Here is a 21,909-nt window from a genome sequence, read left to right as displayed (position 1 = left end):
TGCTCCCCGCCCCGGCATCAGCCGAGCTTGCGGCGGTAGGTCCTCACCGCCAGGACGTGGGCGAGGACGAGGACCCCCACGCACCAGGCGAGCGCGGTCCAGATCTCGCCGCCGACCGGCCGCTGGTCGAACAGCGCCCGGAGGGTGTCGACGACGGGGGTCACCGGCTGGTGCTCGGCGAACCAGCGCACGGGGCCGGGCATGGAGGCCGTGGGCACGAACGCGGAGCTGAGGAACGGCAGGAGGACCAGGGGGTAGCTGAAGGCGCTGGCGCCTTCCACCGACGAGGCGGTCAGACCCGGGTTCACGGCCAGCCAGGTCAGCGCGAGCGTGAACAGGACGACGATCCCGACCACGGCGAGCCAGCCGCCCGGGCCGGCCCCGGTGCGGAAGCCGATGGCGAACGCCACGGCGACCACCACCGCGAGGGAGATCAGGTTGGCCACCAGCGAGGTGAGCACGTGCGCCCACAGCACCGCCGAGCGGGCGATCGGCATGGACTGGAAGCGCTCGAAGATGCCGCTCTGCACGTCGAGGAACAACCGGTAGGCCGTGTAGGAGATCCCCGACGCCACGGTGATGAGCAGGATGCCGGGCAGCAGGTAGCGCGTGTAGTCGCCCTCACCGGAGCCCGACCCGGTGTCGATGGCGCCGCCGAACACGAAGACGAACAGCAGCAGGAAGGCGATCGGCATGAGCACGGTGGTGATGATCGTGTCCGGGCTGCGCAGGACGTGCTGCAGCGAACGGCCGGTCAGCACGGCCGTGTCGACGAGGAACCGCTTGCTCACCTCGTCACCGGTCCCTTCCGGGCGGAGTTCCCGTCGCTGGAGTTCCCGGCGGCGGGGTTCCCGTCGGCCGGGGAGTTCGCGCCGGTGAGCGCGAGGAAGATTTTCTCGAGGTCGGGGCGCCGCTCGACGCGCTCGACCTCCACGGCCGGCAGCAGCCGTTCCAGTTCCTCCAGCGTGCCGTCCACCAGGATGCGCCCCCCGTGCAGGATGGCGATGCGGTCGGCGAGCTGCTCGGCCTCCTGCAGGTGCTGGGTGGTGAGCACCACGGTCGTGCCCTGCGCGGCGAGTTCCCTGACGGCCGCCCACACCTCGTTGCGCGCCTGCGGGTCGAGGCCGGTCGTCGGCTCGTCGAGGAAGACGACCGACGGTTCACCGACGAGGCTCATCGCGATGTCCAGCCGGCGGCGCATGCCGCCGGAGTAGGTGGCGACCTTGCGCCGACCGGCCTCGGTGAGCGAGAAGCGCTCGAGCATGCGGTCGGCGATCGCGCGGGGTCCCGGCTGGTGGCGCAGCCGGGCGACGAGCACCAGGTTCTCGCGGCCGCTGAGCTTGTCGTCGACCGCGGCGAACTGCCCGGTGAGGCTGATCGCCTCGCGGACCTCGTCGGCGCCGCTCACGACGTCGTGCCCGGCGACGCTGGCCGTGCCGGCGTCGGCCTTCACCAGGGTCGCCAGGATCTTGACGAGGGTGGTCTTGCCCGCCCCGTTGGAGCCGAGCAGGGCGAAGACGCTCCCCCGCTCGACGTCGAAGTCGACGCCCCGCAGCACGCGCAGGATCTGGTAGGACTTCTCCAGACCGCGCACCCGGATGGCCGCGGGGCTCATGCGTCCCGCACCTCCCCCGCGACCGGTCCGCCTGCGGCGCGGTCGATCGCGCGCCGCAGGCGTCCGCGTTCCCGGGCGATCCAGCCGCCGTCGGAGTACGTCGCCACGAAGGCCTCGACGAACTCGACGGGGTCCTCGCCGACGACGTCGCGCACCGGCGTGCCGTCGGCGGCCGCCTGCTCGAACAGGTCCGCCAGGTCCTCGAACATCGTGGCCGCCCGGCCGCCGTCGACGGGGGCGTCCCCCGAGCGCAGCAGGTACCGCTCGACCGCCTCGACGGCGGAGCGGTGCTCCTGCGGCAACGCCCTGGTGCGCGTCTTGTACGCCCTCCAGCGCTTCTTGTCCTCGAACGCGCCGGTGAGCGCTTCGACGAGGTTCCTCGCCATCACTGCGTCCCGTCCTTCCGGAGCTGGTCCAGTCGTCGTGAGAGGAAGGTCCAGGTGTTCCAGAACTCCTCGAGGTACTCGCGGCCGGCGGCGTTGAGGGAGTAGACCTTGCGCGGCGGTCCCTTCTGGGAGGCGACCTTCTGCACGTCGACCAGACCGCGCTGCTCCACGCGCACGAGGAGGGCGTAGATCGTGCCCTCCGCGATGTCGTCGAACCCCTGCTCGCGCAGGTGGGCGGTGATCTCGTACCCGTACGCGGGGCGGCCGGCCAGGATCGCCAGCACGATGCCCTCCAGGGTTCCCTTGAGCATCTCCGTGATCAGCTTCGCCACGATCCCCCGCCCCGACCCGCCGGTATTCAACGTCACTGACTACCAGTAGATAGTAGCGTTGAGTACCGGGAGCGCAATACCTCTCAGGCAGAGGACCGCGCGGGAGGCGACGGCAGCAGGACGGCAGCGGGACGGCGCGGGGACGCAGCGGGAGGACGCTCCACTCCCCCTGCGGGAAGGATCGGCGGGACGGTCCGGGCGGGTCAGGACCGGGCGCTGGGGCCACCCTGGCGGGGGACGCGGGCACCGCTCGCAGCGGCCGGCCCGCGCACGGCCCGCCGCCCCACCACGAGCACGCCCTCGCCGTCACCGCCGTCCAGCGGATCAGCGGTCGCAGGGCGCCCGGAGCGGGTGCCGCCACCGCGGGGGACGGAGCCGTCGGCCCCGCCGTCGGAGCGGGAGAGCTCGCTGCGCACGTCGCTCCACAACCGGACGAAGCCCACCACCACGGTGAGGACGACCAGGGCCGCGAGCGCGCCGTGCTCCACCGAGATCACCCGTCCGCCCCCAGCACTCGCCGCTCCGCCGATCAGGGCCGCCCGGCCCGGGCGCTCCCCGGCCGCCAGGGTCCACCCCGGCGCCCACCGGACGGCGACGCCGGGGCGGTGCCCGGGCGAACGCGCGCTGTACGGGCGGGGTCGCCGGCACGCCCGCGGGCGTGCCGCGGGGTGCGGCTCACTGGCGCCGGCGCACCCACGCGCAGGTCCCCGTGACGGCCGCGGCGATGAGGACGGCGGGAGCGGCGCCCAGGAGGTAGCTGTGCAGCACGTGCCCCAGGACCACGCCGGTGACGGCGGCCACCTCGAGGAAGATCATGATGCTGAGAGCCCCCTGCAGGGCACTGGCCGGTGCCTTGGAGCGGGACCGCTGGACCATGACGCCTCCGCTGCTGCGCTCGCGAGCGATGCTGCCGACTGCGGTCGCCCACGCCCCGGTCGCGAGGACGGCCGGGCAGCGGACCCCGACCTCCAACGGTAGGAGCGCACCGGCACCTCGGCCAGCGGAGCCGCGCCGCCGGCGGCAGGTGCTCGCCGGCGGCGCGGTCGCCCTCACCTGGACACGGAGGCGTCCCCCGAGGCCAGGAGCGCCTCCACGTCGGCGGCCGACGCGGCCGAGGAGTCGCCGGGGGTGGTCATGACCAGGGCCCCGTGCGCGACCCCGAGGTCCACGGCCCGCTGCAGCCCCTGCCCGCTCAGCAGCCCGTGCACGAGCCCCGCGGTGAACGCGTCGCCGCTGCCGATGCGGTCCAGCACGGCGAGGTCGCGCAGGTCGGGCCCCTCGACCACCCCGGTGGAGGCCGACCAGGCGAGGGCGCCGAAGTCGTTGAGCGAGGCGGAGACCACCCGCCGGCGCGTGGTGGCGACCACGCGCAGGCCGGGGTTGTCCGCGGCGTCGCGCAGGACCCGCTCGCGCGGGTCGCCGCCGTCGCCGGGCAGCCCCGCCAGGCCGGCGCCGACGAGGACGTCCACGTGCTCGACGAGGCGGCGGTTCAGCTCCTGGGCGGCCTGCGCCCCGCCGCGGCCGGCCCACAGGCTGGGGCGGTAGTTCAGGTCGTAGGAGGTGGTCGTCCCGTGCCGGCGGGCGGCGGCGAGCGCCTCCGCGGCGAGCGCGGCGGTGCTCTCCGAGAGCGCCGCGAAGATCCCGCCGGTGTGGAACCAGCGGACCCCCTGGACGCCGAAGAGGTCGTCCCAGTCGACGTCCCCCGGCGCCAGGCGGCTGACCGCCGTGCCGCCCCGGTCCGAGACGCCCACCGAGCGGCGGACGCCGAAACCCCGCTCCACGAAGTTCAGCCCGTTGCGCACGGTGCGGCCCGCTCCGTCCGCGGGGACCCACCGGACCAGGGAGGTGTCGACCCCGCCGGTGAGGACGAGGTCCTCCACGAGCCGGCCGACCTCGTTCTCGGCGAGCGCCGTGACGACCGCGGTGCGGGCGCCGAAGCAGCGGCGCAGCCCGCGGGCGACGTTGTACTCCCCGCCGCCCTCGTGGACCTCGAAGCGCCGGGCGGTGCGGATGCGCCCCTCACCGGGGTCGAAGCGCAGCATCACCTCCCCGAGGGAGACCAGGTCGTAGCGGCAGTCCCCGGCCGCCCGCAGCTGCACCGGGCCGCCCGCCTCGCCGCTCACCGGGGCGCCCGCCTCGCCGCTCACCGCGCCGCCAGGACGACCGCGCGGGCCGTCAGCTCCCGGACGGCGTCGAAGTCGCCGGCCGCGATGCGCTCGCGCGGGACCATCCACGACCCGCCGACGGCGAGCACGCTCGGCACCTCCAGCCAGCGCCCGAGGTCGTCGGGGCCGATGCCGCCGGTCGGGACGAACCGCACGTCGGCGAAGGGGGCGGACAGCGCCCGGACCGCGGCCGGCCCTCCCGAGGTGGCGGCCGGGAAGAACTTCACGGTGGACAGGCCCAGCGCGAGCGCGGCCTGCACCTCGGTGGCGGTGACGGCGCCGGGCAGGACCGCCACCCCGTGCTCGCGGCAGCGCTCCACGACGGCCCGGTCCAGGCCCGGGCTGACCACGAACGCCGCACCGGCGGCGACGGCCCGGTCGACCTGGGCGGGGGTCAGGACGGTCCCGGCGCCGACGAGCACCCCGCCGTGGTCGGCCATGGCCCGCACCGCGTCGGCGGCGGCCGGGGTGCGGAAGGTGACCTCGGCGACGGGCAGGCCGCCGGCGACGAGGGCGTCGGCCAGGGGGCCTGCCGCGGCGGCGTCGTCGAGGACGACGACGGGCACGAGGCGGGCCGCGGTGACGCGGTCGAGGACGTCCACGGGCGGGGCCTCCAGGGGTTCGGGTCCTCGGGTCACCGGGCCAGCCACCCGCCGTCGACGGCGAGGACGTGCCCGTGCACGTACGCGGCCGCCGGGGAGGCCAGGAAGACGACGACGTCGCCCACGTCCTGCGGCGTCCCCCACCGGCCGGCGGGGATGCGCACGGACAGCTGCTCGCGGCGGACCGGGTCCGCCAGCAGCGCCTCGTTCATGTCGGTGGCCATGTACCCGGGGGCCACCGCGTTCACGCCGACCCCGCGCCCGGCCCACTCGTTGCACAGCGCCTTCGTCAGCTGCGCCACCGCGCCCTTGCTGGCCGCGTAGGCGGGCACGGTCACCCCGCCCTGGAAGGAGAGCAGGGAGGCGATGTTGACCACGCGGCCCTCGCCGCGCTCCAGCATGGGTGCGCCGAAGAGCTGGCAGAGCTGGAAGACCGCGCGCAGGTTCACGTCCAGGACCCGGTCGAAGGCGTCGAGGGGGAACTCGACCGCCGGGTGGCGCTCCTGGGTGCCGGCGTTGTTGACCAGGACGTCGACGCGGTGCTCGGCCAGGACGGCGGCCGCGGTGGCCGCGACCGCGGCGGCGTCGCCCAGGTCGACGCCGTGGTGGACCAGGCGCCGACCGCAGCGGGCCGCCTCCTGCGCGAGCTCGGCGGCGGGGGCGCTGCGGCCGAGGACGACGACGTCGGCGCCGGCCCGCAGCAGCGAGGCGGAGATGCCCAGGCCGAGGCCGCGCCCGCCGCCGGTGACGACGGCCGTGCGGCCGGTGAGGTCGAAGGGGTCGCTCATGCGGTCCGATCCTCCAGCAGTTCCGGGCGGGGTGTCACGAGGACCTTGAGGCAGTCGCTGCCGGAGGCGGCGGCGTCGAAGGCCCGCGCCACGTCGGCCAGGGCGAACACCGTCGTGGGGAAGGCGGCCAGGCCGAGCGCGTCGTCGGCGACGAGCTGCACCGCGCGCCGCACGTCGGCGCTGGTGTAGACGCGCACGCCCTGCAGCGACTGCTCGCGGAAGCAGACGCCCTGCAGGTCCAGCGGGGTGGGCTGCTTGTAGACGCCGACCACGACGACGCGGCCGAGCACGCGGGTGGTGGAGCTGAGCCGCGCCGCGACCGAGGGGTGGGCGGCGGTGTCGAAGGTCGTGTCGGCGCCCTCGCCGCCGGTCAGCTCGTCCAGGACGGCGGTCAGCTCCTCCCCGTCGGCGGCGACGCGCAGGCCGAAGCCGCGGGCGACCTCGCGGCGCCAGGGCCCGGGTTCGGTGACGACGACTGTCCCGGCGCCCTCGGCGCGCGCCACCAGGGCGGTGAGCAGGCCGATCGGCCCGGCGCCCTGGACGGAGACGACGTCACCGCGCTCCATGCCGGACAGCGACACCGCGTGCACGGCCACGGCCAGCGGTTCGACGAGGGCGGCGGTGCGCGGGTCGACCGTGCCCGGCAGCTCGTGCAGGCGGTCCGGCGGCACGGCGAGCTGGGTGGCCAGGCCGCCGGGGGCGTCGATGCCGAACAGGCCCAGCCGGGAGCACACGTGCGCGGCGCCGGTGCGGCAGGCGCGGCAGCGCCCGCAGCTGATGAGGGGTTCGACGGCCACGAGCGCTCCCTCGCGCGGGCCGGTGGCACCGGCCCGCGCGACCCAGCCGGAGACCTCGTGCCCCATCACCAGCGGCGCCGCCGCCCGGGGGTGGGTGCCGTGCAGGATGGACAGGTCGCTGCCGCAGATGCCGTTGCAGGCCACGTCGAGCAGCGCCCAGCCGTCGGGGACCTCGGGGGCGGGCAGGTGGGCGGGGCGGACGACGTCGGGGCCCTCCCAGACCGCGGCCGTGGGGGCGGCCGTCACCGGGCACGCTCCGCGGCCGCGTCCAGCACCTCGGGGTTGAGCACGTTCGCGGGGCGCCCGCCGGCGCAGACGTCGACGACGTTCTGCACGGTGCGGCGCTTCAGCTCCCCGTAGGACTCCTCGGAGTACCAGGCCAGGTGCGGGGTCAGGACGGCGGTGTCGAGGCGGGTGAGCGGGTGGCCCGGCGGCAGCGGCTCCTCCTCGAAGACGTCCAGGCCGGCTCCGTGCAGCCGGCCGGCGCCCAGCGCGTCGGCCAGCGCTGCGGTGTCGAGCACCGCGCCGCGGCTGGTGTTCACCACGACCGCGTCCGGGCGCATCCGGGCCAGCTCCGCGGCGCCGAGCAGGTGGTGGGTGGCCTCGGTGAGCGGGACGTGCAGGGAGACCACGTGCGCCTGCGCGAGGAGGTCGTCGAGGGCGAGGACCTCCACGCCGCCGACGTCCGTCCCCGGCCGGTGGCGGGGGTCGCTCGCGACGACGCGGTAGCCGAGGCCGGCGGCCTTGCGGGCGGTGGCGGCGCCGATGAGGCCCAGGCCGACGACGCCGAAGACGCGCCCGCCGAACTGGTGCAGCGGGCGCACCGGGGCCAGCCCGCCGCTGCCCTCGCGCACCCCGCGGTCCATCCACGCGATGCGGCGGGCCGCCGCCAGCGCCAGGGCGATCGCGTGGTCGGAGACCGACTCGGTGCCGTAGTCGGGCACGTTGCAGACCGCGACGCCGCGGGCGGTGCAGGCGGCGACGTCGACGGTGTCGACGCCCACCCCGTAGCGGCCGACGGCGCGCACGGTGGGCAGCGCGTCGAGGAGGTCGGCGTCGATGCGGGCGTACTGCACGACGAGGCCGTCGGCGCCGGCGGCGGCGGCCACGACGTCCTCCGCGGCGCCCGAGGGGGACAGGACGAGCTCGGCTCCGGCGGCGTCCGCCACCGCCTGCTCCTCGGCGAGGGAGTCGTGGTCGCAGTCGGTGATGACGATCTTCACGGGGTCCTCCTCGGGGCCGCTGCGCTGCGCGGGGGGCCGGTGGGTGCCACGGGTCTCTCCTGGTCCGGGTGGGTGGCGTCGGCGGGTCAGCCGACGTGGCCGAGGGCGGCGGACAGCCGGGCGGCCGTCGCGACGGCGTCGGCCGACATCGCCTCGACCTGGGCGAGGCTGTGCTCGAGGGTCAGGGTGGAGATGCTCAGCCCGTACCGGACGGTGCCGGTGTGGTCGTGCACCGGCGCGGCCACGCAGGCGACGCCGGGCACGTTCTCCTCGCGGTCCACGGCGTAGCCGCGGCGGCGCACCTCGGCGAGCTCCGCGGCCAGCGCCTCCACCGTGGTGAGGGTGTGCGCGGTGCGCGCCGGCAACCCGGTCCGGGCGGCGTAGCGCTCCACCCCTTCGTCGGTGAGCCCGGCGAGGACCACCTTGCCGATCCCGGAGGTGTGCAGCGGGATCGCGTGCCCGACCCGGGACGGCATCTGGTAGGGCTTGTCGGAGTCGGCGCGGATCAGGTAGACGATCTCGTCGCCGTTCGCGACGCCCACGTGCACGGTGCAGTGCACGCGGTCGACGAGCTCGTCGACGAAGGGCTGCGCGATCGCCGAGATGTCGATGCGCTGCAGCGCCCGCCCCGCCAGGGCCAGCACCTTGGGCCCGGGCAGGTAGGAACCGTCCGCGGTCAGGGTGACGAACTCCCGGTGCACCAGGGTGGCCAGGATGCGGTGGGTCGTGGCCTTGGCCAGGCCAGTCGCCTCCACCACGTCCGTGAAGCGGGAGTTCTCCAGGACGGCCTCCAGCACGAGGAGGGTCTTCTCGCTGGCGTTGGCCGCCGCGGCGCGGGGAGCCTCCACGCCGTCCTGCGCCGCGCGCACCGCCCCGGTCGCCGTGGTTCCCCGCACGAGCGGCTCCTTCCTCAACTGCTGCCTCGCGCCCGGACGGACCGGGCGCTCCAGGTGGTGCAGGCCGGGTGGGGTGGTGCGGTGGTCGGGAGGTGCGCGGGGGTCGAGCGGACGTCCACGTCCGTCGGCGGATCCCGGGGCACCTGCGGTGGAACGCTGTTTCGCTGGACGGAAAACCTAGATACGGTCCGGGACGACGTCAAGGGGCGCGCCGGAGCGCCGACCCACGACGACGACCACGACGACGACCACGACGACGACCACGACGACGACCACGGCGACGACCACGGCGACGACGGAGGAACCATGAGCGAGCCCACGCCCGGCGCGGACCCGGCGCAGGACCCGGCCCGCCGGGGAACCCTGGTGGCGGGCTACATGCTGGCCCCCGCCGACCCGGCCGGGGAGGAGGAGCTCTTCGCGGGCCTGGCCGACCTCGGCGTCGCGGGCCTGGAGCACGCCCTGCCCCCCGAGGGGAGCCGCAGCCTGGAGCCGGGCTGGCTGGAGCGCAACGTCCGCCCCGAGTGGGACCTGCTCGTCAGCCTCGTGCCCACGGTGGTGCCGCGGCTGACCACCGACCCGGCCTACGGGCTGTCCTCCACGGACCCCGGCGCCCGCGCCCGCGCCCTGGCGGACGTCGCCCGCGCCCGCGACCTGGCGCTCTCGCTGGCCGACGGCTCCGGCCGCCGCCGCGTCGTGGGCATCGAGCTGCACAGCGCCCCGGGGCCGCGCGCCGGTTCGCTGGACGCGCTGGCCCGTTCGCTGGAGGAGGTGCTGTCCTGGGACCTCGCCGGCGCCGAGGTGGTCCTGGAGCACTGCGACGCCCTGGTGCCGGGCCGCACCCCCGCGAAGGGGTTCTGGCCGCTGGAGGAGGAGATCGCGCTGGTGCAGGGGTTCGGCCTGCCGGCGGACCGGCTCGGCACGGGCTTCAACTGGGGCCGCTCGGCCATCGAGGGCCGCGGCCCCGCGCTCGCGCTGGAGCACGTCCGCACCCTGGCCGCCGAGGGGCTGCTGCGCTCGGTGGTGTTCTCCGGCGCCACCGGCGAGGAGTCCCCCTGGTCCCCCGCGTGGGCCGACACGCACATCCCCCCGCGCGGCGACGACCCTGCCCTGGCGATCTCCGCACCCTCCCTGCTCGGCCCCGAGGAGGTCCTCGAGGCGCTGCGCGCCGCCGGGGACGTGCCCCACGTCGGGCTGAAGGTGGCGGTGCGGCCCGAGGACGCCGACGTGGCCACCCGGCTCGCCGTCGCCCGGGCCTGCCTCGCCCTCGTCGAGCAGGCCCGCGCGCTGGTGTGAGCCGCTGCCCGCCCCGGCGCGCGCGGATCAGGCCGGAGCCTGCTGGAGGTACTGGTCCACCCACGCGCTGACGATCCGCGCCGCCCGCCGGGCCTGCCCCGGTGCCACCAGCAGGTGGTCGCTGCCCTCGAGCGCCACGAAGCTGCGCGGGTGCGAGGCCGCCTTGAAGATGGCGCTGGCGTTCTCGATGCCCACCGTCGCGTCCGTCGGCGAGTGCATCACCATCAGCGGCACCCGCAGCCGGCGCACGTGCCGGCGCAGGTCCGCGGCGCGCACGTCCTCCACGAACGCCCGCTTCAGCGTCAGGGCACGGCCCCCCACCATCCACTCCGCGTGGCCCTCGGCCATCACCCGCTCCACGAGCGCGTCGTAGTTGTGCTCCACGTGCCGCGGCTGCGAGGGCGCGCCGATGCTGACGACGGCCTTCAACCCCTCGACGTGCTCGGCCGCGGCGATCACGGCGGCGCCGCCGAAGGAGTGGCCCACCAGCAGGTCCGGTGCGCTGCCCCGCGCGGCCAGGAACCGCGCGGCCAGCACGGTGTCGGACACCTTGCGGGTGAAGGAACCGTCGCCCCAGTCCCCCTCGGAATCCCCCAGGCCGAGGTTGTCGAAGCGCAGCATCCCGATGCCCTCGGCCGCCAGCCCCTTGCAGATGCGCGCCGCGGCCGGGGAGTCCTTGCCCAGGGTGAACCCGTGCGCGAACACCCCCCACCCGCGCGCGGTGCCCTCGGGCAGGTCCAGCAACCCCGCCAGCCGGTGCCCGGTGGTGCTCTCGAACGTGACGCGCTCGGCCACGGGTCCCCCCTCCTCCTCGCCCCGAGGGGCTCACCGCACCGTACCGACCTCGCCGCGCTCGACGTCGCACGCGCCGACGTGACCGGGCGAGGACGCCGGAGCGAGCAGTTCGCGCCCTGTCGTGACGGACGCACCAGGCGTAGCGTTCGGGGATGAGAAGGATCGCGGGAACCCTGGCCGGTGCCGCGGCCCTGGTGCTCCTCGGTGCCACCCCGGCCGGCGCAGCGGCGCACGGCTGGCCCTGGCAGAGGCCCCCGGAACCCGGCAGCCTGACGATCACGCACGTCAGCCCCCTGATGCGCTACCGGCTCACCGAACCGCAGACCCCCGGCGGCGGCCAGCTGGACGAGGGGGTCGTCGACGTCACCTACCGGTGCGCGCCCCTGACCACCACGGTGGACGTGCGGATGTCCCTGGGCGTGCAGACGCCGTCCGTGGGGGTCTTCCAGCGCGAGCACCAGCAGATCACCTGCGACGGTGGCCGGCACACCGAGAGGTTCGTGCTCGGCCGCGGGACGTCGATGCCCTTCACCCCCGCGCGCACCTGGGAACTGGGCACGGCGCAGGTCCAGCACGCCGTCGACGACCGGGACCCCTCCAGGTCGACCTCCGGCCGGCACGAGCGCCCGGTCCTGGTGCGGTACGTGGGCTGGTGACCGGGCGCTCCCGGCGGCTGCGCACCCACCTCGCCGATCCCGGCGGCGGCCTCAGCCGCAGCCGCAGGAGGTGCGGTGGCGGAAGGCGGGGACGATGCGCTCGCGGCGGGCGGGCGCGTCCGGGGTGAGCACCCGCTCCAGGACGAGCTCCACCGCGCGGCGCGCCATCGCCGGCACGTCCTGGGCGATCGTGGTCAGCCGCGGTTCGACGATGTCGGCCCACTCCGGGTCGTCGTAGGCCGCCAGCGCCACGTCGCCGGGCACGCGCAGGTCCAGGCGGCGCAGCGCGCGCAGCGTGCCGACGGTCATGGCGTTGTTGCCCACGACGACCGCGGTGGGGCGCCCGGGCGCGGAGAAGGCCGTGAGCACGGCCCGCTCGGCGTCGTCGACCTCGCTGCCGCCGGCCAGCACGAGAGCGGGGTCGGCGTCCAGGCCGCGGGCGGCCACCACCCCCAGGTGGCCCTCGAGGCGCTCGGTGGAGGAGCTGAGGCCCGGCGCCCCCGCGACGAAGGCGATCCGGCGGTGCCCCAGGTCGGCGAGGTGGCCGGTCAGGGTGGCCGTGGCCTCGACGTTCTCCGGCGCCACCTGGTCCACCTCGGCGTCGGCGAAGCGGTCCAGCAGCACGACGGGGATCCCCCGGGAAACCAGCAGGGGCAGCGCCCCGGCGTCGGCGTGGGCCGAGGGCGCGAGCAGCACGCCGTCCACCCGCCGGTCGACGAGCTGACCGACCGCGCGCAGTTCCTGCTCGGCCTCGTCGTGGGTGTCGGCGAGCACGAGCGTGTACCCGGCGGCCCGCGCCCGGGCCTCGATGACGCGCACCAGGTCGGCGAAGTGGGGGTTGGACACGAACCGGCTGGCCAGGCCGAGCGTGGTCGTGCTCGAGGTCGCCAGGGAGCGCGCCAGCGCGTTGGGGCGGTAGCCGGTGGCGCTGATCGCGTCCAGGACCAGCCGCCGCGTGGGCGCGCTGACGCTGCGGGTCCCGTTCACCACGTGCGAGACCGTCGAGGGGTTCACACCTGCCAGCCTCGCCACATCGGCCATCGTCGCCATCGACGCCCCCCTCCTCGGTGCCGCGACGATCGTCGTCGACGACAAGCGCTTGCGCAAGGGCTTGCCGCACCTCGACAAGCGCTTGCCTCCCTCTGCCCGACGCCCTACAGTCCTGCCCACCCGGTACGGCACAGCGGCCGCACCGGGTGCCGGCGGAACGGCTCGTCGCGAAGGAGCGCCACGTCCGACCCGCCGCCGACAGCCCGTCCAGGACCGTCCAGCCCGTGCACACGGCCGTGCACACCGCTCGTGTAGACCCGCTCAGCTCGCGCCCGTCCCAGCGCCCCGGCACCCGCCCGTCCGGCGCCGGCGGCGCGACACCGGAAGGAACCCCGTGAACGCCTCCCAGCGCACCCTCCGCTCCCTCGCCGTCGCGGCCGCCCTCGTCGTGCTGCCGACCGCCCTGGCCGGCTGCTCGGCCACCCAGACCGGTGGTGGTGGCAGCACCTCCGGTTCCGGCGGCGACGAGACGCTCAAGATCGGTCTGGTGACGAAGACCGACTCGAACCCGTACTTCGTGTCCATGCGCGCCGCCGCCCAGGAGGCCGCGGACGCCGCCGGGGCCGAGCTCATCGCCAAGGCCGGCACGGCCGACGGCGACAACGACAGCCAGGTCGCGGCGGTGGAGAACCTCATCGCCTCGGGCGTGCAGGCCATCCTCATCACCGCCAACGACTCCAAGGCGATCGTGCCCACGCTGAAGGCCGCCCAGGACAGGGGCATCTTCGTCGCCGCGCTCGACACCCCCACCGAGGGCAACGAGGGCGTGGACGCCACCTGGGCGACCGACAACACCCTGGCGGGCGAGCAGCAGGGCGCCTACGTCAAGGCGGCGCTGGGCTCCACCCCGCCGGTCGTGGCCATGCTCGACCTGCAGCCGGGCGTCTCCGTCGGCGACCAGCGCCACGCCGGCTTCCTCACCGGGATGGGCCTGACCGACGACAGCCCGGAGATCGCCGGACGCCAGGACACCAACGGCGACCAGGCCAAGGGCCAGACGGCCATGGAGAACCTGCTGCAGAAGAACCCCGGCATCAACGCCGTCTACACCATCAACGAACCCGCCGCGATCGGCGCCTGGACCGCGCTGAACAACGCCGGCAAGGCGGGTTCGACGGTCGTCGGCTCCATCGACGGCGGCTGCACCGGCGTCCAGGCGGTCCGGGACGGCAAGATCGCCGCCACCGTCATGCAGTTCCCCGGCAAGATGGCCGAGGAGGGCGTGAAGGCCGCCGTCGCCTTCGCCGAGGACGGCACCAAGCCGGAGGTCCCCGCCACCGGTTTCATCGACACCGGCGTGCAGCTCATCACCGACGAACCGCTCGGCGGGCTGGAGGCGAAGGACACCGCCTGGGGCCTGGAGAACTGCTGGGGCGGGGAGTCCTGAGCCGCCGGGACCGCGAACCCGCTCGAACTGGAAGGCAGGTCCATGGCTGACTCCGTCAAGACCGCCGGCACCGGCGAGGTGCTGGTCCGCGACTCGGCCGGGACGCGGGCGGCGACGATCGCCGACCACGTGTTCCGCAACCCCGTGCTGGGGCCGCTGTCGGCGCTCGTCGTCGCGTGCCTGGTGTTCTCGCTGCTCACCGACAACTTCGCCAGCGTCGACAACTTCTCGCTCATCCTGCAGCAGTCGGTGGTCGTGGGGACCCTGGCCCTGGGGCAGACCCTCATCGTGCTGACCGGCGGCATCGACCTGGCCAACGGCGCCATCATGGTGCTGGGGACGCTGGTCGTGGCCCGCCTGGCCGCCGGTTCCTCCGGGCCGCTGGCCGCGCTGCTCGTGGGCCTGGTGCTGTGCGCCGCGCTCGGTGCGGTGTCCGGGCTCATCGTCTCCCGCCTGGGCCTGCCGCCGTTCATCGTCACCCTGGGCCTGCTGACGATCCTGCAGGCCGCCTCACGGCTGTACACCAAGGAGACCGTCCTGGTCGAGGAGGGACCGCTCACGGTCCTCTCGCAGGGCGGGTACTTCCTCGGGCGGTTCCAGGTCACCGCCGGCGTGGTCGTCGTCCTGCTCAGCGTCGTCGTCCTGCACTACGCGCTGACCCGCACCGCCTGGGGGCGGCACGTGTACGCGGTCGGCAACAACGACCTGGCCGCCAAGCGCACCGGCATCGACGTGCGCCGGGTGCTGCTGTCGGTCTACGTCCTGGCCGGTGTCCTCTACGCCCTGGCCGCCCTGCAGGCCTTCGGTCGCAGCCCGGCGACCTCGCCCAACGCGTTCCCGACCGCGAACCTGGACACCATCACCGCCGTCGTCATCGGGGGCACCAGCCTGTTCGGCGGGCGCGGCACCGTCCTGGGCAGCTACCTGGGCGCGCTCATCGTCCTGGTCCTGCAGTCCGGGCTCACCCAGGCGGGCATCGACCCGCTCTACCAGAACATCGTCACCGGCGCGCTGGTCATCGCGGCCGTCGCGCTCGACACCGTCACGAGGAAGAAGGCGCGATGAGCGAAGTCGTCCTGGAGGCCCGGGGCATCGTGAAGCGCTACGGGCACGTCACCGCCGTGGCTGGGGCGGACTTCGACCTGCGGGCCGGGGAGGTGCTGGCCGTCATCGGCGACAACGGCGCCGGCAAGTCCAGCCTCATCAAGGTCCTGTCCGGCGACGTGGTCCCCGACGCGGGGGAGGTCCTGCTCGACGGGCGCCCGGTGCACTTCCGCAGCCCGCACGACGCCCAGCTGGCCGGCATCGAGACCGTCTACCAGGACCTGGCGATGGCCCCGGCCCTGGACATCGCGACGAACCTGTTCCTGGGCCGGGAGATCCGGCGCAAGGGACCGCTGGGGTCGGTGCTGCGGATGCTGGACGTCAAGGAGATGCGCCGGCAGGCGCGCCAGCAGATGGACGCCCTGGGCATCACCACGCTGCAGTCGATCACCCAGACCGTCGACAGCCTCTCCGGCGGTCAGCGCCAGACGGTCGCCGTCGCGCGGGCCGCCGCCTTCGGGCGCCGCGTGGTCATCATGGACGAGCCGACCGCCGCGCTGGGGGTGCGCGAGTCCCAGGGCGTGCTGGACCTCATCCGCCGCATCCGCGACACCGGCATCCCCGTCGTGCTCATCAGCCACGACATGCCCGCGGTGTTCGAGGTGGCCGACCGCATCCACATCCACCGGCTCGGGCGCCGGGCCGCCGTCGTGCGCCCCGGCGACCACGAGATGAACGAGGTGGTCGGCATCATGACCGGGGCGCTGCCCGCGCCCGCACCGGCCCGGGGGCCCTCGTGAGCGTCGTCGTCGGCTACGTCCCCGACCGCACGGGTTTCCTCGCCGTCACCGAGGCCATCCAGCAGGCGCGCTGGCGGGGGTGCGCCGTCGTGGTCGTCAACATCGTCGACGAGGCCGGCTACACCCGGCCCACGGCCGCCGACGAGGTCGACCTCGACGCGGTGCAGCAGCGGCTGAGCGCCGCGGGAGTGCAGCACCGCATCGAGCACCGCACCGGCGCCGGCGGCACGAGCGCCGAGGTCATCCTCGAGGTCGCGGAGTCCGAGGCCGCCGAGCTCGTCGTGGTCGGCCTGCACCGCCGCTCCCCCGTCCGCAAGGCGCTGCTGGGCAGCACCGCCCAGCGCGTCCTGCTGGACGCCCCGTGCCCGGTGCTCGCGGTGCGGGCACCGGCGCCCTCCTGACCGCCCGCCTGACCGCCCGTCCCCGCCCGCTCCCCCCAGCGCGGAGCGGGCGGGGACGGGCGTCAGGACGCCCCGGGCGAGGGCGGCCGGGCCCGCTGGGGGTGGATCGTCTCGCCCCGGGCCAGCATCTGCACGAACTGCGCGATCCTGCGCTCGCGCGTCTCCGCCCGCTTCACCGAGGCCAGGCGGTGGACCAGCGCGAACCGGTTGGTCGCCGTCAGCACCTCGAACACCGCCTGCGCCGCCGGGTCCGCGGCGATCGCGGCGAGCAGGTCCGCCGGCACCTGCGCCTGCGACTGCGCCGGGTACGCCGCCGCCCAGCGCCCGTCGGCCTGCGCCGCCCGCACGGCCGCCAGCCCCGCAGGCGTCATCCGCCCCTGCGCGCTCAGGCGCTCGACGTTCGCCACGTTGCGCTGCGACCACGAACTGCGCCGACCGCGCGGCGTGCAGCGGATGGAGGACGTCTGCTCGTCGCGCTTGCGGCCCTGCCCGTCGATCCACCCCACGCACAACAGCTCGTCGACCGCCTGCTGCCAGGTCAGGGACGTCACCGTGCCGCCCTTGCGCGTCAGCGCCAGCCAGACCCCCGGCGAGGACGCGTGGTGCGCCAGCAACCACTCCCGCAGCGCTTGCGCGTCGGCGACGACCAGCTCCTGCAACTCCGTCCCGGCCACGGCGGCACGCTAACCGCGACCTCCGACACGGAGCCGGTACCCGCCCGCGGTCAGGCGGGCGGTGCCGTCGTGCGCCGCTGGACGAGCCGGGGGGCCACGACGGTCTCGGTGGCGGGTGCGCGCAGGTCCTCGGCGCGGGCGACGGCCCGCTGGACGGCGTGCTCGGCCAGGGCGGCGGCGTCCTGGCCGATGGTGGTCAGCGCCACCGACGGCAGCGCGGCGACGGCGCTGTCGTCGTAGCCGACGATGGACAGCCGCTCGGGCACCGCGGTGCCGCCGGCGCGGGCGGCGGCCAGCAGGCCGACGGCGCAGGCGTCGTTGAAGGCGAGGACCGCGGTGGGCCCGTCCGGGCGCAGCAGCCGCGGCGCGGCGGCCTGCCCGTCGGACTCGCCGGGCCCGCCGGCGACCAGCTCGGCGCGCAGCCCCGCCGCGCGCACGGCGGCGCGGTAGCCGGCGCGCCGCTGGGCGGCGCCCGGGGAGCGCCCGCCGTGCAGGTGGGCCAGGCGCCGGTGGCCCAGGGCCAGCAGGTGCTCGGCGGCCAGTCGGGCGCCGGCCTCGTCGTCGGTGCGCACCACGTCCACCCCCACCGCCTCGACGGCCCGGGCCAGGACCACGACGGGCAGCCGTTCGGCCAGCCGCGCCAGTTCCGCCGCCGGTGAGGTGGGGCCCAGCAGCAGCACCGCCTCGCAGCGGTGGTCGAGCAGGGAACGCACCGCGGTGGCCGCCGGCCGGCTGGGAGCCGTGGGTTCCAGGGCCAGCCGCCACCCCGCGCCCGCCCGCCCGTCGCGGTCCACGGCGGCGTACAGGGCTTCGACGAGCTCCCCGTGGAAGGGCTGGCGCAGGTCGAGGACCACTCCCAGGGTGCGGCTGCGGGCCGCTCCCAGCAGGCGGGCGCGCTGGTCGGGGTGGTAGTCGAGTTCCGCGGCCGCCCGCAGGACCTTCTCGCGGTTGGCGGGACTGGCACCCGGCACCCCGCGCACGACGATCGAGACCAGCGCCCGCGAGACGCCCGCCCGGGCGGCGACGTCGGCCATCGTCACCGGCTGGGACTTCTCCCCCATCGTCGGCCCCTCCTCCTCGGCGGTGCCCACCCTAGTGCGGTCCCGGCACCCGGCCGGGCACGGGACCGGGTCCTCCGCCGGACGCGGAACGGGTGCTTGACCGGGCACCGCCGCACGTCCACACTCCTAGAGCGCTCTAAACCTAGAGCGCTCTAGGCGAGGAGACGGGGCGAGGATGAGCGGCGACGGCGGCGACACCGGCAGCGGTGCGGGCAGCGGCAGCGGGAGCGGTGCGGGCGGCGGCGCCCCGCTGCGGGTGGGGTTGATCGGCGCCGGACGGATCGGCGCCTCGCACGCGCGGCTGCTCGGCACGCGCGTGCGGGGAGCACGACTGGTGGCGGTGGCCGACCCGCGCCCGGGCGCCGCCGAGGCCGTCGCCGCCCCGCTGGGTGCCCGCGCGGTGCTGGACCCGGACGAGGTGCTGGGCGACCCGGGCGTGGACGCCGTGGTGATCACCGCGAGCACCGAGGCGCACGCCGGCCTCGTCGAGGCGGCCGCCGCGGCCGGCAAGGCGGTGTTCTGCGAGAAGCCCGCCGGCATGGACCCGGCCGAGGTGCAGCGCGGCACCGCCGCCACCGACGCCGCCGGCGTGGCGTTCCAGGTCGGTTTCAACCGGCGCTTCGACCGCGGTTTCGCCCAGGCCCGCGCCCAGCTCGCAGCGGGGCTCGTCGGGACGCCGCAGCTGCTGCGCTCGGTCACGCGCGACCCGGGCCTGGCGGACCCCGCGGCGGTCCCGCCGTGGGCGATCTTCCGCCTGACCCTGATCCACGACTTCGACACCCTGCTGTGGCTGCACCCGGGGGCGCAGCCCGTCTCGGTGTACGCCGTCGCCGACGCCCTGGTCGCGCCGGGGTTCAAGGACGCCGGGCTGCTGGACACCGCCGTGGTGACCATCCGCTTCGACGACGGGGCCATCGCCACGGCCGAGGCCAGCTTCTCGGCCGCCTACGGCTACGACGTGCGCGCGGAGGTCTTCGGCTCGGCCGGGATGCTGACGGTCGGCTCCCCCGTCGGCACCGCACCGGTGCGCTACGACGCCGCGGGTTCGCACGCCGCGACGGTGCGCTCGGACGTGGAGCTGTTCGCCGACGCCTACACCGGGGAGTTCGAGGAGTTCACCGCGGCCGTGCGCGAGCGGCGCACCCCGGCGGTCACCGGCCGCGACGCGCACCGCGCGCTGGCGATCGCCATGGCGTGCATCGAGTCCGTGCGCACCGGCCAACCCGTCGTCCCGGCCACCGGCGTCCCGAGCGGCGCGGCGGTGCCGCGGTGAGCGGGGACGCGAGCGGCCCCGTGGGCGGAGCGGCGGACGCGGTGGTGGACGCGGCCGTGGACGCGGCGTCCGGCGGGTTCACCCTGGCGGTGTGCGCGGAGATGGTCTTCACCGACCTGCCGCTGCCGCAGCGGGCGCGCACCCTGCACGAGCTCGGCTTCGCCGTGGAGGTCTGGGACTGGACGCGCGCGGACCTCACCGCGCTGGCCGCCACCGGCGCGAGGTTCACGTCGATGACCGGCTACGTCGACGGGGAACTGGTGGACCCCGACGGCGCGGACGCCCTGCTGGCGAGCGCCGCGCGCTCCATCGCCGCCGCGGCCACCCTGGGCACCCCGAACCTGAACCTGCACGGCACGGGTCTGGACGGCCGGGGACTGCCGGTGCGCCCCGTCGAGGTGGTGACGGGGGCCATGTGGCTGGCGGCCGAGCGCACCCTGCACCGCATCGCCGAGCTCGGGGAGCGCCACGGCGTGGTCTTCACCCTGGAGAACCTCAACACCGCCGTCGACCACCCCGGCACCCCGTTCGCCACCGCGGCCGACACCCGCGCCCTGGTCGCCGCGGTCGGCAGCCCCCACCTGCGGATGAACCTGGACCTCTACCACGCCCAGATCGGTGAGGGGAACCTCGTGGAGCTGGTGCGGCGGAGCCTGCCGTGGATCGGCGAGGTGCAGGTCGCCGACGTGCCCGGCCGGTGCGAGCCGGGCACCGGGGAGGTCCACTACCCCGCCGTCGCCGCCGCCCTGCGCGAGGCCGGGTACCGCGGCACCGTCGCCCTGGAGGCGTGGGCGCGCGAGGACAGCCACCTGGCCGTGCGGCGCTTCCGCGACGCCTTCACCCCACCGCGGGCCCCGCACCCCTGAGCCCGCGCCCCCGAGCCGCACCCCGAGCTCACACCACGGGGTGCTGGGCGCTGCGACCGGTCGCCGCCGCGCCCTCCTCGGGCATCAGCACCCACAGCAGCGGGTAGACGAGCACCTGGCTGCCGGGGACGACGACGAGGGTGGCGATGAACAGCGCGCGCACCGCCCACGGGTCCATGCCGAAGCGCCGGGCGAGGCCGGCGCAGACACCGCCGAGCAACCGGTCGTCCGCGGAGCGGAGGAGTCCCTGGCGGGCGAGTCGGGCGTGGAGGACGTTCACGGTCGTGCTCCTCTGGCTGGGGGGTCCGCAGGTCGCGCACCCGATGAGCCCAGGGTGCCCGCGGCGCGGGGGCGACGGCATCGGGGAGGAACCCTGAGCCGTCCCTGACCCGACCCCGGTCGAGGTCGTGGGACGTTCAGCGCTGCGCGGTCACTGCGCCGCCAGGTACTGCTCGCGGACGGCGGTGCTCAGCGGGCCGCGCGGAGGCACGGTGATGCCGTTGGCCGCCGCCCACCGGCGCACCGCGCGCGCGTCCAGGCGGGCGGTGTCGGTCCCCGCCGCCGGCACGGTGGAACCGACGGCCCTGGCCGGCGCGGAGGTGACCTCCCGGGCGGCCGGCTCCCCGGCGCGGCGCGGCGGCGCCTTCACCGCCGACCTGCGGGTCGCGGCCCGACGGCCGGTGCGCGCGGGAGCCGCCGCACCCGCTGCCGCACCCGCGAAGTCCAGGACCGGTGCCGCGTTCCCGGCGGGGGCCGCCGGTGCGGGAGCGCTCTGCTGCTCGGCACCGGTTCCCGGGCCGGTACCGGCGTCGGCCCGGGCAGCGGTTCCCCCACCCGCGAGGTCGGCCGGTCCCTCCAGCGGCAGCGACTGCTGCCCGTCCACGTGCTGGACCGCGGCGGGTTCCGCGGAACCCCCCGCGGAACCCGCCGTCGCAGGTCCCGCCGTCGCAGGTCCCGCCGTCGCAGGTCCCGCCGTCGCAGGTGCGTCGGCCGCGCCCCCCGTCGCGGCCACCTCGGCCGGGGCGGCGGAACCCCCGGTGCTCCCCCGCACGGGCGCCGCAGGGGTGCGCTTCGCCGCACGCTTGCGCGCGGGTGCGGTCGGGGCGGAACCGCTGCCTGCTGCGGCGCTCAGGGCGGCGGGCAGTTCCTCCCACGTGACGCTGACCGCGGGCCGGGAGGTGGCGGGGTTCCACTGCACACCGCGGGCGCTGACGGTGAGCACGCCGTAGCGGCGGCCGTCGCGCCGCACCGGCAGCTCCAGCGCGCGGGAACCGACGGCGAGCGCCGTCGGGGTGTTCAGCGAGACGGCGTGCTCGGACGTGGCCATGGCAGGACTCCGGTTCTCGTGCACCGCGGGCGGGGATCGTCCGTCACAGTGAACGCAGGACGATCACCGGGTGCAAGCGGTGGCGCTCGCACCCGGCCCGCGAGCACGGTCGCGAACCCGCTCGCCCGGGTGTCCGGTCACCGCTCACCGGTCACCGGTCACCGGGCCGTCGCGGTCCTCACCGCCGCACGCGGGCGACGACGAGCGCGGCGATGCACCCGATCGCGACCGCACCGGAACCGGTGCCGACCGCCGGCGGCAGCACCCCGGCGGAGGAGACCAGGTCGACGACGACGGCGACGACGAGCAGCACCCACAGCCAGGTGGCGCGGCGCGGGCGGGTTCCGCCGGTCCGGAGGTCGGTGCGGGCGTCGGTGCGGACGGGCAGGGTGCGCGGATCGCTCACGGCAGGCTCCTTCGGGGAGGCGGGTGGTCCTGGTCCATGCTCCGGCGCGCGGGCGCCGCACCCCATCCC

At 75.9% G+C, this 21,909-nt stretch carries 27 protein-coding genes; 8 read left to right on the top strand and 19 right to left on the bottom strand.

Going from position 1 to position 21,909, the window contains the following annotated elements:
• Window positions 1-17: 17 nt before the first annotated feature.
• The 12 genes from ACRYM2_RS00940 to ACRYM2_RS00885 form a co-directional block, all read right to left on the bottom strand.
• Entirely contained in the window at window positions 18-791 is a 774-nt protein-coding gene (locus ACRYM2_RS00940) for an ABC transporter permease (protein ID WP_432519203.1), read from the bottom strand.
• Window positions 788-1,615 carry an ABC transporter ATP-binding protein gene (locus tag ACRYM2_RS00935; protein WP_432519202.1) on the bottom strand — a complete coding sequence of 276 codons (828 nt, stop codon included), beginning with the start codon at window positions 1,613-1,615 and terminating at the stop codon, window positions 788-790. The genes ACRYM2_RS00940 and ACRYM2_RS00935 overlap by 4 nt, the downstream gene beginning before the upstream one ends.
• On the bottom strand, window positions 1,612-2,001 hold the full coding sequence (locus ACRYM2_RS00930; RefSeq protein ID WP_432519320.1) for a DUF1048 domain-containing protein: 390 nt from the start codon (window positions 1,999-2,001) through the stop codon (window positions 1,612-1,614). Before ACRYM2_RS00930 ends, ACRYM2_RS00935 begins: the two co-directional genes overlap by 4 nt.
• Window positions 2,001-2,333, bottom strand: a complete 333-nt coding sequence (locus ACRYM2_RS00925) for a PadR family transcriptional regulator (RefSeq protein ID WP_432519200.1) — start codon at window positions 2,331-2,333, stop codon at window positions 2,001-2,003. Before ACRYM2_RS00925 ends, ACRYM2_RS00930 begins: the two co-directional genes overlap by 1 nt.
• Window positions 2,334-2,536: 203 nt before the next feature.
• A complete protein-coding gene (locus ACRYM2_RS00920; protein WP_432519199.1) occupies window positions 2,537-2,821 on the bottom strand; it encodes a hypothetical protein in 285 nt (94 codons plus the stop codon).
• Window positions 2,822-3,008: 187 nt separating this feature from the next.
• Window positions 3,009-3,209 carry a hypothetical protein gene (locus ACRYM2_RS00915; protein ID WP_432519198.1) on the bottom strand — a complete coding sequence of 67 codons (201 nt, stop codon included), beginning with the start codon at window positions 3,207-3,209 and terminating at the stop codon, window positions 3,009-3,011.
• 173 nt (window positions 3,210-3,382) lie between these two features.
• Window positions 3,383-4,456 carry a sugar kinase gene (locus tag ACRYM2_RS00910; RefSeq protein ID WP_432519318.1) on the bottom strand — a complete coding sequence of 358 codons (1,074 nt, stop codon included), beginning with the start codon at window positions 4,454-4,456 and terminating at the stop codon, window positions 3,383-3,385.
• Window positions 4,457-4,476: 20 nt separating this feature from the next.
• Window positions 4,477-5,136 (bottom strand): bifunctional 4-hydroxy-2-oxoglutarate aldolase/2-dehydro-3-deoxy-phosphogluconate aldolase, encoded by a 660-nt coding sequence (locus tag ACRYM2_RS00905; RefSeq protein WP_432519197.1) that lies wholly within the window; start codon window positions 5,134-5,136, stop codon window positions 4,477-4,479.
• Complete coding sequence (locus tag ACRYM2_RS00900; protein WP_432519196.1) at window positions 5,133-5,888, bottom strand: glucose 1-dehydrogenase; 756 nt, start codon at window positions 5,886-5,888, stop codon at window positions 5,133-5,135. The genes ACRYM2_RS00905 and ACRYM2_RS00900 overlap by 4 nt, the downstream gene beginning before the upstream one ends.
• Window positions 5,885-6,931 (bottom strand): zinc-dependent alcohol dehydrogenase, encoded by a 1,047-nt coding sequence (locus tag ACRYM2_RS00895; protein WP_432519195.1) that lies wholly within the window; start codon window positions 6,929-6,931, stop codon window positions 5,885-5,887. The genes ACRYM2_RS00900 and ACRYM2_RS00895 overlap by 4 nt, the downstream gene beginning before the upstream one ends.
• Window positions 6,928-7,908: a C-terminal binding protein gene (locus tag ACRYM2_RS00890; RefSeq protein ID WP_432519194.1), complete on the bottom strand. Its 981-nt coding sequence runs from the start codon at window positions 7,906-7,908 to the stop codon at window positions 6,928-6,930. Before ACRYM2_RS00890 ends, ACRYM2_RS00895 begins: the two co-directional genes overlap by 4 nt.
• 86 nt (window positions 7,909-7,994) lie before the next feature.
• Window positions 7,995-8,804: an IclR family transcriptional regulator gene (locus ACRYM2_RS00885; protein ID WP_432519193.1), complete on the bottom strand. Its 810-nt coding sequence runs from the start codon at window positions 8,802-8,804 to the stop codon at window positions 7,995-7,997.
• 306 nt (window positions 8,805-9,110) lie between these two features.
• Here ACRYM2_RS00885 and ACRYM2_RS00880 point away from each other — a divergent pair, with 306 nt between their 5' ends.
• Window positions 9,111-10,100, top strand: coding sequence for a DUF4862 family protein (locus ACRYM2_RS00880; RefSeq protein ID WP_432519192.1), 990 nt, complete (start codon window positions 9,111-9,113; stop codon window positions 10,098-10,100).
• A gap of 27 nt (window positions 10,101-10,127) precedes the next feature.
• On the opposite strand, the gene ACRYM2_RS00875 is transcribed toward ACRYM2_RS00880, so the two are convergent.
• Window positions 10,128-10,895 carry an alpha/beta hydrolase family protein gene (locus ACRYM2_RS00875; RefSeq protein ID WP_432519191.1) on the bottom strand — a complete coding sequence of 256 codons (768 nt, stop codon included), beginning with the start codon at window positions 10,893-10,895 and terminating at the stop codon, window positions 10,128-10,130.
• A gap of 152 nt (window positions 10,896-11,047) precedes the next feature.
• Between ACRYM2_RS00875 and ACRYM2_RS00870 the strand changes: the two genes are divergently transcribed.
• A complete protein-coding gene (locus ACRYM2_RS00870; protein ID WP_432519190.1) occupies window positions 11,048-11,551 on the top strand; it encodes a hypothetical protein in 504 nt (167 codons plus the stop codon).
• A 51-nt stretch (window positions 11,552-11,602) separates the two neighbouring features.
• Here the strand turns inward: ACRYM2_RS00870 and ACRYM2_RS00865 are convergent, their stop codons facing one another.
• The gene (locus tag ACRYM2_RS00865; RefSeq protein ID WP_432519317.1) at window positions 11,603-12,592 is read right to left on the bottom strand and encodes a LacI family DNA-binding transcriptional regulator; all 990 of its coding nucleotides are present in this window, start codon (window positions 12,590-12,592) and stop codon (window positions 11,603-11,605) included.
• Window positions 12,593-12,935: 343 nt separating this feature from the next.
• Between ACRYM2_RS00865 and ACRYM2_RS00860 the strand changes: the two genes are divergently transcribed.
• Genes ACRYM2_RS00860 through ACRYM2_RS00845 form a run of 4 tightly spaced genes read left to right on the top strand, consistent with a single transcriptional unit; the run spans window position 12,936 to window position 16,233 of the window.
• A complete protein-coding gene (locus tag ACRYM2_RS00860; RefSeq protein ID WP_432519189.1) occupies window positions 12,936-13,988 on the top strand; it encodes a substrate-binding domain-containing protein in 1,053 nt (350 codons plus the stop codon).
• Window positions 13,989-14,030: 42 nt separating this feature from the next.
• Complete coding sequence (locus tag ACRYM2_RS00855; RefSeq protein ID WP_432519188.1) at window positions 14,031-15,053, top strand: ABC transporter permease; 1,023 nt, start codon at window positions 14,031-14,033, stop codon at window positions 15,051-15,053.
• On the top strand, window positions 15,050-15,832 hold the full coding sequence (locus tag ACRYM2_RS00850; RefSeq protein WP_432519187.1) for an ATP-binding cassette domain-containing protein: 783 nt from the start codon (window positions 15,050-15,052) through the stop codon (window positions 15,830-15,832). Before ACRYM2_RS00855 ends, ACRYM2_RS00850 begins: the two co-directional genes overlap by 4 nt.
• Complete coding sequence (locus tag ACRYM2_RS00845) at window positions 15,829-16,233, top strand: universal stress protein (protein ID WP_432519186.1); 405 nt, start codon at window positions 15,829-15,831, stop codon at window positions 16,231-16,233. Before ACRYM2_RS00850 ends, ACRYM2_RS00845 begins: the two co-directional genes overlap by 4 nt.
• A 62-nt stretch (window positions 16,234-16,295) precedes the next feature.
• On the opposite strand, the gene ACRYM2_RS00840 is transcribed toward ACRYM2_RS00845, so the two are convergent.
• Window positions 16,296-16,907, bottom strand: a complete 612-nt coding sequence (locus tag ACRYM2_RS00840) for a YdeI/OmpD-associated family protein (protein ID WP_432519185.1) — start codon at window positions 16,905-16,907, stop codon at window positions 16,296-16,298.
• Between the two features lie 50 nt (window positions 16,908-16,957).
• A complete protein-coding gene (locus ACRYM2_RS00835; RefSeq protein WP_432519183.1) occupies window positions 16,958-17,998 on the bottom strand; it encodes a LacI family DNA-binding transcriptional regulator in 1,041 nt (346 codons plus the stop codon).
• A gap of 145 nt (window positions 17,999-18,143) precedes the next feature.
• Here ACRYM2_RS00835 and ACRYM2_RS00830 point away from each other — a divergent pair, with 145 nt between their 5' ends.
• A complete protein-coding gene (locus ACRYM2_RS00830) occupies window positions 18,144-19,241 on the top strand; it encodes a Gfo/Idh/MocA family oxidoreductase (protein WP_432519182.1) in 1,098 nt (365 codons plus the stop codon).
• Window positions 19,242-19,342: 101 nt separating this feature from the next.
• Window positions 19,343-20,107, top strand: coding sequence for a TIM barrel protein (locus ACRYM2_RS00825; protein WP_432519316.1), 765 nt, complete (start codon window positions 19,343-19,345; stop codon window positions 20,105-20,107).
• Window positions 20,108-20,135: 28 nt separating this feature from the next.
• Here ACRYM2_RS00825 and ACRYM2_RS00820 read toward each other — a convergent pair whose 3' ends face one another.
• The 3 genes from ACRYM2_RS00820 to ACRYM2_RS00810 form a co-directional block, all read right to left on the bottom strand.
• Entirely contained in the window at window positions 20,136-20,387 is a 252-nt protein-coding gene (locus ACRYM2_RS00820) for a PspC domain-containing protein (RefSeq protein WP_432519180.1), read from the bottom strand.
• A 150-nt stretch (window positions 20,388-20,537) separates the two neighbouring features.
• The gene (locus ACRYM2_RS00815; protein WP_432519179.1) at window positions 20,538-21,434 is read right to left on the bottom strand and encodes an Lsr2 family DNA-binding protein; all 897 of its coding nucleotides are present in this window, start codon (window positions 21,432-21,434) and stop codon (window positions 20,538-20,540) included.
• A 178-nt stretch (window positions 21,435-21,612) separates the two neighbouring features.
• Window positions 21,613-21,840: a hypothetical protein gene (locus ACRYM2_RS00810; protein WP_432519178.1), complete on the bottom strand. Its 228-nt coding sequence runs from the start codon at window positions 21,838-21,840 to the stop codon at window positions 21,613-21,615.
• Between the last annotated feature and the right edge of the window lie 69 nt (window positions 21,841-21,909).

The sequence above is a fragment of the Kineococcus aridisoli genome, assembly GCF_050871885.1.
Classification (GTDB): Bacteria; Actinomycetota; Actinomycetes; order Actinomycetales; family Kineococcaceae; genus Kineococcus.
This window is presented reverse-complemented; position numbering and strand designations above follow the sequence as displayed.

Coding starts and splice junctions, on each gene's coding strand:
- ACRYM2_RS00935 (WP_432519202.1), bottom strand. CDS start 1,615: ATGAGCCCCGCGGCCATCCGGGTGCGCGGTCTGGAGAAGTCCTACCAG.
- ACRYM2_RS00930 (WP_432519320.1), bottom strand. CDS start 2,001: ATGGCGAGGAACCTCGTCGAAGCGCTCACCGGCGCGTTCGAGGACAAG.
- ACRYM2_RS00915 (WP_432519198.1), bottom strand. CDS start 3,209: ATGGTCCAGCGGTCCCGCTCCAAGGCACCGGCCAGTGCCCTGCAGGGG.
- ACRYM2_RS00900 (WP_432519196.1), bottom strand. CDS start 5,888: ATGAGCGACCCCTTCGACCTCACCGGCCGCACGGCCGTCGTCACCGGC.
- ACRYM2_RS00880 (WP_432519192.1), top strand. CDS start 9,111: ATGAGCGAGCCCACGCCCGGCGCGGACCCGGCGCAGGACCCGGCCCGC.
- ACRYM2_RS00870 (WP_432519190.1), top strand. CDS start 11,048: ATGAGAAGGATCGCGGGAACCCTGGCCGGTGCCGCGGCCCTGGTGCTC.
- ACRYM2_RS00865 (WP_432519317.1), bottom strand. CDS start 12,592: ATGGCCGATGTGGCGAGGCTGGCAGGTGTGAACCCCTCGACGGTCTCG.
- ACRYM2_RS00855 (WP_432519188.1), top strand. CDS start 14,031: ATGGCTGACTCCGTCAAGACCGCCGGCACCGGCGAGGTGCTGGTCCGC.
- ACRYM2_RS00850 (WP_432519187.1), top strand. CDS start 15,050: ATGAGCGAAGTCGTCCTGGAGGCCCGGGGCATCGTGAAGCGCTACGGG.
- ACRYM2_RS00830 (WP_432519182.1), top strand. CDS start 18,144: ATGAGCGGCGACGGCGGCGACACCGGCAGCGGTGCGGGCAGCGGCAGC.
- ACRYM2_RS00825 (WP_432519316.1), top strand. CDS start 19,343: ATGGTCTTCACCGACCTGCCGCTGCCGCAGCGGGCGCGCACCCTGCAC.
- ACRYM2_RS00815 (WP_432519179.1), bottom strand. CDS start 21,434: ATGGCCACGTCCGAGCACGCCGTCTCGCTGAACACCCCGACGGCGCTC.